Source organism: Tepidanaerobacter sp. EBM-49, assembly GCF_001896645.1.
GTDB classification, from domain to species: domain Bacteria; phylum Bacillota; class Thermosediminibacteria; order Thermosediminibacterales; family Tepidanaerobacteraceae; genus Tepidanaerobacter; species Tepidanaerobacter syntrophicus.
Genome location: NZ_MPPE01000052.1, coordinates 1 through 8,285, shown reverse-complemented (window position 1 = coordinate 8,285; position 8,285 = coordinate 1). Strand labels below are relative to the sequence as shown.

8 protein-coding genes and 3 tRNA genes are annotated in these 8,285 nt (G+C 39.1%); 5 read left to right on the top strand and 6 right to left on the bottom strand.

Annotated elements, in window-relative coordinates:
* Positions 1-171: 171 nt before the first annotated feature.
* From BUE08_RS09255 to BUE08_RS09245, 3 genes are all read left to right on the top strand, one after another.
* Positions 172-245, top strand: a tRNA-Gln gene (locus BUE08_RS09255).
* Between the two features lie 3 nt (positions 246-248).
* A tRNA-Glu gene (locus BUE08_RS09250) sits at positions 249-324 on the top strand.
* Between the two features lie 134 nt (positions 325-458).
* Positions 459-533, top strand: a tRNA-Thr gene (locus BUE08_RS09245).
* A 34-nt stretch (positions 534-567) separates the two neighbouring features.
* On the opposite strand, the gene BUE08_RS09240 is transcribed toward BUE08_RS09245, so the two are convergent.
* The 3 genes from BUE08_RS09240 to BUE08_RS09230 form a co-directional block, all read right to left on the bottom strand.
* Positions 568-1,344 carry a P-loop NTPase gene (locus BUE08_RS09240; RefSeq protein ID WP_353682117.1) on the bottom strand — a complete coding sequence of 259 codons (777 nt, stop codon included), beginning with the start codon at positions 1,342-1,344 and terminating at the stop codon, positions 568-570.
* Between the two features lie 58 nt (positions 1,345-1,402).
* Complete coding sequence (locus tag BUE08_RS09235; RefSeq protein WP_286680790.1) at positions 1,403-1,831, bottom strand: DUF134 domain-containing protein; 429 nt, start codon at positions 1,829-1,831, stop codon at positions 1,403-1,405.
* Between the two features lie 129 nt (positions 1,832-1,960).
* A complete protein-coding gene (locus BUE08_RS09230; protein WP_213951671.1) occupies positions 1,961-2,284 on the bottom strand; it encodes a DUF5320 domain-containing protein in 324 nt (107 codons plus the stop codon).
* 292 nt (positions 2,285-2,576) lie between these two features.
* On the opposite strand from BUE08_RS09230, the gene BUE08_RS09225 reads away from it, so the two are divergent.
* Both BUE08_RS09225 and BUE08_RS09220 read left to right on the top strand, forming a co-directional pair.
* A complete protein-coding gene (locus BUE08_RS09225) occupies positions 2,577-2,984 on the top strand; it encodes a bifunctional nuclease family protein (protein ID WP_059031682.1) in 408 nt (135 codons plus the stop codon).
* 97 nt (positions 2,985-3,081) lie between these two features.
* Positions 3,082-3,843: a DUF169 domain-containing protein gene (locus BUE08_RS09220; protein ID WP_213996889.1), complete on the top strand. Its 762-nt coding sequence runs from the start codon at positions 3,082-3,084 to the stop codon at positions 3,841-3,843.
* Between the two features lie 147 nt (positions 3,844-3,990).
* Here BUE08_RS09220 and BUE08_RS09215 read toward each other — a convergent pair whose 3' ends face one another.
* From BUE08_RS09215 to BUE08_RS09205, 3 genes are read right to left on the bottom strand one after another with little or no spacing between them, the layout of a single operon-like run.
* Positions 3,991-4,512 carry a ferredoxin domain-containing protein gene (locus BUE08_RS09215; protein ID WP_059031365.1) on the bottom strand — a complete coding sequence of 174 codons (522 nt, stop codon included), beginning with the start codon at positions 4,510-4,512 and terminating at the stop codon, positions 3,991-3,993.
* A 41-nt stretch (positions 4,513-4,553) separates the two neighbouring features.
* Positions 4,554-5,813: a ribonuclease H-like domain-containing protein gene (locus tag BUE08_RS09210; protein WP_286680789.1), complete on the bottom strand. Its 1,260-nt coding sequence runs from the start codon at positions 5,811-5,813 to the stop codon at positions 4,554-4,556.
* Positions 5,810-8,068 carry a DEAD/DEAH box helicase gene (locus tag BUE08_RS09205; protein ID WP_286680788.1) on the bottom strand — a complete coding sequence of 753 codons (2,259 nt, stop codon included), beginning with the start codon at positions 8,066-8,068 and terminating at the stop codon, positions 5,810-5,812. Before BUE08_RS09205 ends, BUE08_RS09210 begins: the two co-directional genes overlap by 4 nt.
* Between the last annotated feature and the right edge of the window lie 217 nt (positions 8,069-8,285).

Genomic DNA, 8,285 nt, shown 5'->3' with positions numbered 1-8,285 from the left:
TTAAAATCAATAAGTTAAAACAGATTTAATTTCTTTTGCTTGTTCTGTATAAGGTTGGCAGAGGTCTTACAAAAAAACCTAAGATTACTTGACGCGATCTTAGTCATTTGCCGCTCTTGACATCCATTAGCCAATCCTTTATAATTTATAAATGCAGGCGTTAAAAATATTTGCGGGATTGTGTAACGGTAGCACTCATGACTCTGGATCATGCTGTCCAGGTTCGAATCCTGGTCCCGCAGCCATATGGCCTTATCGTCTAGTGGTTGAGGACACCGCCCTCTCACGGCGGCGACGGGGGTTCGAATCCCCCTAAGGCTACCAAATACGAAGCAAAAACCTCCACTTAAAATTTTGGAGGTTTTTTTATCTTGGCTGTTGTTGTGATATACATAAAACAAAAGCTAATTTTTGACCTGTTGACTTAAATCTTTAAACATTGTAAAATAATAAGGCAAGCTGATGTGGCTCAGTGGTAGAGCAGCGCACTCGTAATGCGCAGGTCGCCGGTTCAAATCCGGCCATCAGCTCCATGTGAATGCATTTGACCACCTTATCGGGTGGTTTTTATTTTAGGCTCTCACTTATCTTTTCAATTCCTGCGCTTTCATACTCTTCAATTTTGCCTTCATCGCAAAAATTGGCGAGTTTGGGGTCCAGGGGAAGTGAGCCTAAATAAGGTATATTTGCTTCTTTAGCTCCTTCTTCGCCTCTTGCTTTACCAAAAACTTCTATTTTTTCTCCACATTTAGGACAAGCTACATAGCTATAGTTTTCTATAAGCCCTATCACAGTCAGGTTCATCATGTTTGCCATCTTAACCGCCTTTTTTACTACCATGCCTACCAGCTCCTGAGGTGATGAAACTATTACGATACCATCCAGCGGCAGCGATTGCATTACAGTAAGAGGCGCATCACTGGTTCCCGGTGGCAAGTCCACTAGAAGATAATCTAAATCGCCCCAAATTACATCATCCCAAAATTGCTTAATGGCATTACCAATTAAAGGCCCTCTCCAAATTACAGGATCGTCTTCATTTTCGAGTAAAAGATTTAGTGACATTATGCGAATACCGCTAGCGCTTTCTACCGGCATCAATCCGATGCCAATATTCTCGGGTCTCTCGTTTATCCCAAACATCTTGGGAATGCTGGGACCTGTTATATCTGCATCCATTATTCCGACAGTATATCCTTGCTTCCTTAAGCTTACTGCCAAAAGACTGGTTACTGTGGACTTTCCTACGCCGCCTTTTCCGCTCATAACTGCTATAACCTTTTTAATTCGATTCAATCCTGAGGCTTGCGGCTCTTGAGCCCCGTCATTTAATTCCTTATCTATATTTTCACTGTTTGATTGATTTTTATCCACTATATGCACCCTTTCTTTAACCTTTCTGTCACTTGTAATTACAGCACTGCCTTCTTCTTTGTTTTATAGGCATTAAGTTAGTGCTGTGGCATTTCGGACACTCGTTATAGGTTTCACCTTGCGGCTGTTTCCATTCATTTCCACAGTCTCGACACTTTAGGGATTGAACAAATCGGTACGTTCCTCCCTCGATTTTTATAGCTTTACCTTTTATAAGCGCCTCAGCTACCTTTTTTCTTGCTGAATTTATAATTCGAACAAAAGTAGGTCGCGATACATTCATCCTTTCAGCACACGGTTCTTGCTCAAGACCTTCAAGATCTTTTAATCTTAATGCTTCAAGTTCATCTACCGTCAGTACAACTTCTTCTAAATCTCTAAGCGGCACGCCGGCGGGTTTAAAATACGTCACATCTGGAAGGAATTCCACATGCCGCCATTTAGTTGGTCTTGCCACACTTACACCCCTTTCACTAAAACCTACAATATTCTACCATTGTAATGAACATATATCAATAAGCAGAAATAAATATTGGGCGAAGACATATTCGCCCAATAGGTTCTATAGATACTATTTTCCCGCTGTCTAATTGTCGCCGGAATTTTCTTTTTCTGTTTCTTTTAGATCTTTAAGTCTTTTTTCTGCTAACTCAAGCTCTTCTTTTAAAAATTTTGCTCTCTGAGTGAGGATATCAATTTCGAATTTTGAACTAGGTTCTTTGTAATAGTCCATTCCACTATACGAATAGTCGCCTCTTGCCCAAAATGGTAAACCTGTTGCATAGAACTGCCTTCTATGCCCTCTGCCTAAACCATAATATCCGGGCTTACAAAAACCAGCGCAAAAGCCAGCACGTCGACCAGTCATTGAACCATAACCGATAGGACCTGTACCGTCTCCTCTTGGCATAATCTCACCCCCTATTGTATTATTATGGACATATGTTTATTACTACATTAAGCATAACATAGTTTTAAACATATGTCAATAATCTTTCTAATAATTTTTTCAACCAAATAAAAGATAGTTTTATGATAATAATTTACTGAATTGTCATAGGAATCTTTTCAAAATGTAGTCAGTTTCTTACGACCTCGATTAGAATAGGATTATATGATAAAATGTGATATAATGAAGTGGAAAGAAAATATTTTATCTTCTTTCAATCGAAAGATTGAGGTGATGTCAAATGACAGATGATATGGTTGAGTTAAAGGTTAAAAATGTTGCTATCGTGGATGGAGACTTTTCGGTGCTTTTGATGGACAAAGATGAGAGAATGGTACTTCCTATAGTTATTGGGGCTTTAGAAGCACATAATATAGTTATGCCTATTCAAGGAGTAACTCCTCCCCGTCCAATGACACCTGATCTTTTAAAATCTGCTATAGAAGCATTGGGCGGTGTACCTGAAAAAGTTATAATAACAGATATAAAAGGCGATACCTATAATGCTGAAATTTATATAAAGCAAAATGGTAAAGAAATAATTCTTGATTCGCGGCCAAGTGATGCTATCGCACTTGCTTTAAGATGCAATATCCCTATTTTAATGAAAAGACGGCTTGTGGAATTTACTTATGATATGTCAGATATCGAAGAACAATAGAGAAATGAATTGAAAATCATAAGATATTGCTGTATAATAGCTTTGTGAAATTCTTCTTATTTCACAATAATTTTAAAACTGGTGAGGTGAATTGTCCATGAACTGTTTAGAAGTTAGTAATAAGCTTCAAGAAATTCTGCGTCTTGATACTGACCCGGTAGCAATAACAATGTATAAAGATAAAGAAAAGCTGCCGAGGAAACCCTTGGATTACAAAATAAATCTATGCCAATTGGTTTCAACAGCGCGGTATCAGGGCAGACCCAGTTCTGGAGTTCCCGAAATGATGGTGTGTGCAATGGGAGCAGCATGTGTAGGCCTTATTAAAACACCTGAAGCTATTTCATCCGGTAAAGCTGCAGTTGGGCCTTATTGTGCAAATGAAGAAGCTGGAAAAAAATTTATGGAAAATACCTTCAAGCTCGGCGATAAGGGCAAACAATATGAAGGGATTTACGTTGAACCTTTATCTCGCGCAAAAGAAGAACCTGATGTAGTTGTTGTCTATGTAAATCCGGCTCAGGTAATGCGGCTTGTCCATGCTTGCGCATACGACAATGGAGAAAAGGTTGCAGCTGATACGGTATGTGAAGCAGCATTATGCTCCTCTATCGGCTTTGCATTAGCTAATAACAAGCCAACAATAGGCTTCCCCTGTGCAGGAGATAGAATTTTTGGCGGCACTCAAAATCAGGAACTTGTTTTTGTAGCCCCATATAGTTTGTTTAGAGACAAACTAATTGACAACTTAGAAAAAACTGCTAAAGGTGGTTTCTCCGTGTATCCTGTTCCGCCAAATATGGCCTGGACACCTTCTATGCCACCTACCTATACGATACAGCCCGAGGATTTAAAATAGATCAATTAAGCTTCAGATTCGATGAAGATTAAATTTAAAATTTAATAATACAAAAAAGAAGTTGTGTCTTATTGAATTTTGCGGCTCTTTTAAGACACAACTTCTTTTACTTTTTCCCATTTTTTGATGGAGCGACGAAATATAATTTTATCTATCAAAGAATATATTCTTACCTGTTGCCGATAGAGGAAGTCCCAGGACCACATCGCCGTCAATTAGATTCATTTTCCTGGCAACAACGCCTATGCGATACATGATGCGGTTGTCAACATTAAACATGCTCGCCGTCTTCGCCGCAGATCCTATAGCAATTCCTAGGTCCACAAAACGCCAGGGGCAAAATGGCCCTGCAAATTCAGAACCTTCTCTGGGCTCCGGCATTTTTGAGCATTCATCATAGCCGCATGCCCCGCAATTCAAGCCGGCGGTTTTTGCATCTTTTATGGCAACAAGCAACACTGCTCCGCAGCTTGCTACTCCCTTTCCATCTCTATCATAATTTTTTTTGCCGTGTTTTTCTCCATATGCCGCCATCTCAGCGCCGAGTCTTGCGATTTCTTTATCATCATCTATAACTTTTACTTCTATGTAATCTTTCCCGGCTGTTTTTGGCGCTGTCCTTGCAGATACTGCCATAAACTTCGCAATTATTTTCAGTGCATCATTCATATTCAAACACCCCTTTTAATATTTTAATAATTTACTATATTTTATAACGCTATTGCTGTTTTGGACTTTTCCTTTTTCAGCTCAATCCTCTCTATACGCTTTTTAAGTTCTGCAATCTCTTCCTTATGTGCGTAACCGGTAAAAACATCCTTTTTGCGTTCAATCTCCAAAGCGCGCTGCGCCGCTTTTAAAGCCTTGTTATAGTCTTTTACTTTATGCTCATAGTACTTGGCAAGTTCAAGTAATGCAAACTTGGTGTTCAAGTTTTCTTCAACCATTTTTATCCAAAGCTCTTCTGCCTTATGCCAATTTCCTAATCTTTTATAAAGAAGGGAAAGTTGTAAATATGATTTTTCTTTAATCTCAGGCACTTTAACAGCTTCATTATAGCAGCGTATGCTCTCTTCTATCATACCCATATCTTCAAACACCCTGCCTATACAGTAATAATCCTGATTTTGGCAGCTTTCCGAATTGATAGGATCATCTAGGGATTTGGCAATTTTATCTGTAATGGCAACCATCGAAAGTATATCCATACAATTATGATAAAATATGGGCTTTAAGGGAAGGGGATTTCTGTCATTTAAAAATCTAAAATATACTGAGGGAATCTCCCAGCCAGGTATGTCTCCCCTTCTTTTGATGAATAAAAGATTTGTTTCCAGCGAAGAAAGGCTTACGCTTTCAAGTCTCTCTCTATAAAACCTTCGCGCAGGCAGTAAGAGGTCAAGATGTAAAATATCCTCCAACGGATTTTCCATGCGATTTAGTAAATAGCGAGTAGCAAGCAAAGGCACGTCATAGCATCTGCCGTTAAAACTTATGATATTCTTGAAGTTCTTCAATAGGGCGTTAAGACTGTAAAGGGCTGCTGGTTCTTCATCATAGTCTCTTATAAAATACTGGATAACTTTAAAGTTGTTTTTATCAAAAAAGCCTATACCGGTTAAAAAGGCAAGGGTGCCTGTGCCTCCTGCAAGTCCTGTGGTTTCTGTATCTATAAATAGTGCATTTGAAAAGTCGAAATCCTTATAGGCATCGTCTTTTGCAATGATTCTTGTTAAATGCCCGGGTATATCTAAAACCGATCTAAGCTCCGTGCTGCCGTGGATATGGGATAAAGGATAATTTTTTTCCACTACGAGATGTTCTCCAAAAGGTGTTGCTACGGTCTTGGCGTTAAGTAAAGTTTCTATATGGTCAGAGGTGTCATAAAGATTTTCCGGCGGGGCAGCTATTTTTCCCCTCTCTATATCGTTTTTTGAAAGATATGCCTTCAATTTTTCTGAAAGGTTCAATCCGAAAGCACCCCTTTTATGATTCTTAGGGCATATTCCTTGCTGCCTGAACCCACTTCCTCATAAGGGCCTACGCATGAAGGACACCCATCTTCGCAATCACACTCCATTATCACTTGCCTAGCCGCTTTTAGCAGCTGTTCTTGCATGCCGTAAAGTTTTTCTGAAAATCCAACACCGCCCGGAAAGTTGTCGTAGATATAAATAGTGGGCTGCTGCGTAAACGGGGATCTTATTTGAACCACTCCTCGAATGTCTTTGGGATCACACATAAGATAGAGTGGAGCTATGTTTACCATTACACTGCAAAGGCCTAAAAGACCTGATTGCAATTCTTCTTTTGAAAGCCCTGCAATTCCTTCGGGAATAGAAAACCAGTATGCAGTGGTGTGCATTTCTTCAGGCGGCAAATGTATTGAGCCAAATCCTAAATTTTCATGGGTGAAAAGTTTTATCTTTTTAAATAAGGTTGCCAGACTTGTCACCATTACTTCGCCGGTATATTTTTCACTATTACCTTCGCTTTCTTCTCTGAATACATCAAGAACCTTTATTTCTACGGCAAGATTTGCATCTGTATAATAATCTACATTAACTTTTCTCACATATGCTTTTTTATCTTCAAAGTCTAATTTTTCAACTTGATATTGCTGCCCGGCATGCATATATATTGCCTCTTCATGAATCAGCATCGGAGCGCTGCTCCTGTCGATTTCTCCTATAACCTTGGCGCCTTCTGTTATATCTATAATTACAAAATTTTCCGCCGAAGCACTTCTTAAGCTGACTTCTTCAGCAGGAAATGATTCAGCCATCCAGTACCAACGTCCGCCCACATGGCGCAAAATTCTCTCGTTTTCTAAAAAGGCAAGGATCTCATTTATATTTTCTCCTCCGAATGTCTCGCCATCAACAAAGGGCAATTCAAATGCAGCGCATTTTATGTGGCTGACTAGAATATATAAATTATCCGGGTTAATAAGGCCGTGTTCAGGAGATGATTCAAAGAAATACTCAGGGTGATTTATTATAAATTGGTCCAGTGGGCTGCTTGATGCCACCAAAATCGATACTGATGCATCGTTTCTTCTTCCGGCGCGTCCTGCCTGCTGCCATGTACTTGCTACTGAACCCGGGTATCCAGTTATAATGCTTACATCAAGGTTGCCTATATCAATACCGAGCTCTAAAGCATTTGTGCTGACAACTCCGAGTATTTTTCCGTCCCGCAGTCCTTTTTCGATTTCCCGCCGCTCTCTTGGCAGATATCCGCCTCTATAACCTCTTACTAGGTTTGGGCCGCCGGGAAATTTTTTCATTTCTTCCCGCAAATATGTAAGCAAGACTTCTACCATCAAGCGGCTTCGCAAGAAAATAATAGTTTGTATCTTATTTTTTATAAAATTTAACGATATCTTCTCAGATTCCAATACGCTGCTTCGTCGAATCCCAAGTTGGCGGTTTACTACTGGGGGGTTGTAAAAAATGATGTGTTTTTTGCCTACAGGAGCCCCGTTTTCATCAATTAAGACCATTGGCTTTTCAGTTAATTTTTCCGCAAGTTCGCGAGGATTTGCTATTGTAGCCGAGCAGCATATAAAAATCGGGTCTGAACCGTAAAATTTACATATTCGTTTAAGTCTTCTAAGGACGTTTGCGGTATGACTGCCGAAAATTCCTCTATACATATGGATTTCGTCGATTACAACATATTTCAAATTAGAAAAAAGTTTCATCCATTTTGTATGATGGGGCAAAATGCCTGTGTGAAGCATATCCGGATTCGTAACAACGATATGGCCGTCTTTTCTTATTGAAACCCTGGCATCTGCAGGAGTATCTCCATCATATGTAAAAGTTTTAATATCTTCTCCCATAATATCCACAATATTCATAAGTTCTGAAACCTGATCTTGGGAAAGGGCTTTTGTCGGAAAAAGATATATGGCTCGAGCATTTTTATCGCAAAGCAAGCTGTTTAACACAGGAAGGTTGTAGCAAAGAGATTTGCCTGAGGCAGTAGGCGTAACTACTACTATATTATGATTTGCCAAAGTTTCCTCTAATGCACTGCGCTGATGGGAATAAAGACGATATATGCCTTTTTGTTTTAATGCAGATACAAGTTTTGGATTTAAGTAATCAGGGAAATCTTCATACTGTCCCGCTTTTTCCGGAATAACTTCCCAATGTGTCACATTGGCCAAAAACCGTTCATCATTTTTTAAAAAATCAATTACCTGCTCTAAGTTCATCCTGCAATTCATCCCCCAAAAACCGCATCCATTTAATGTTATTATACCATAATGCAATCTTCTTTATGTTATTAATTGTATCATAAGAACATTCGCACATCAATAAATAGAAAATTACCGATCGCGTCAAGTAATCTTAGGTTTTTTTGTAAGACCTCTGCCAACCTTATACAGAACAAGCAAAAGAAATTAAATCTGTTTTAACTTATTGATTTTA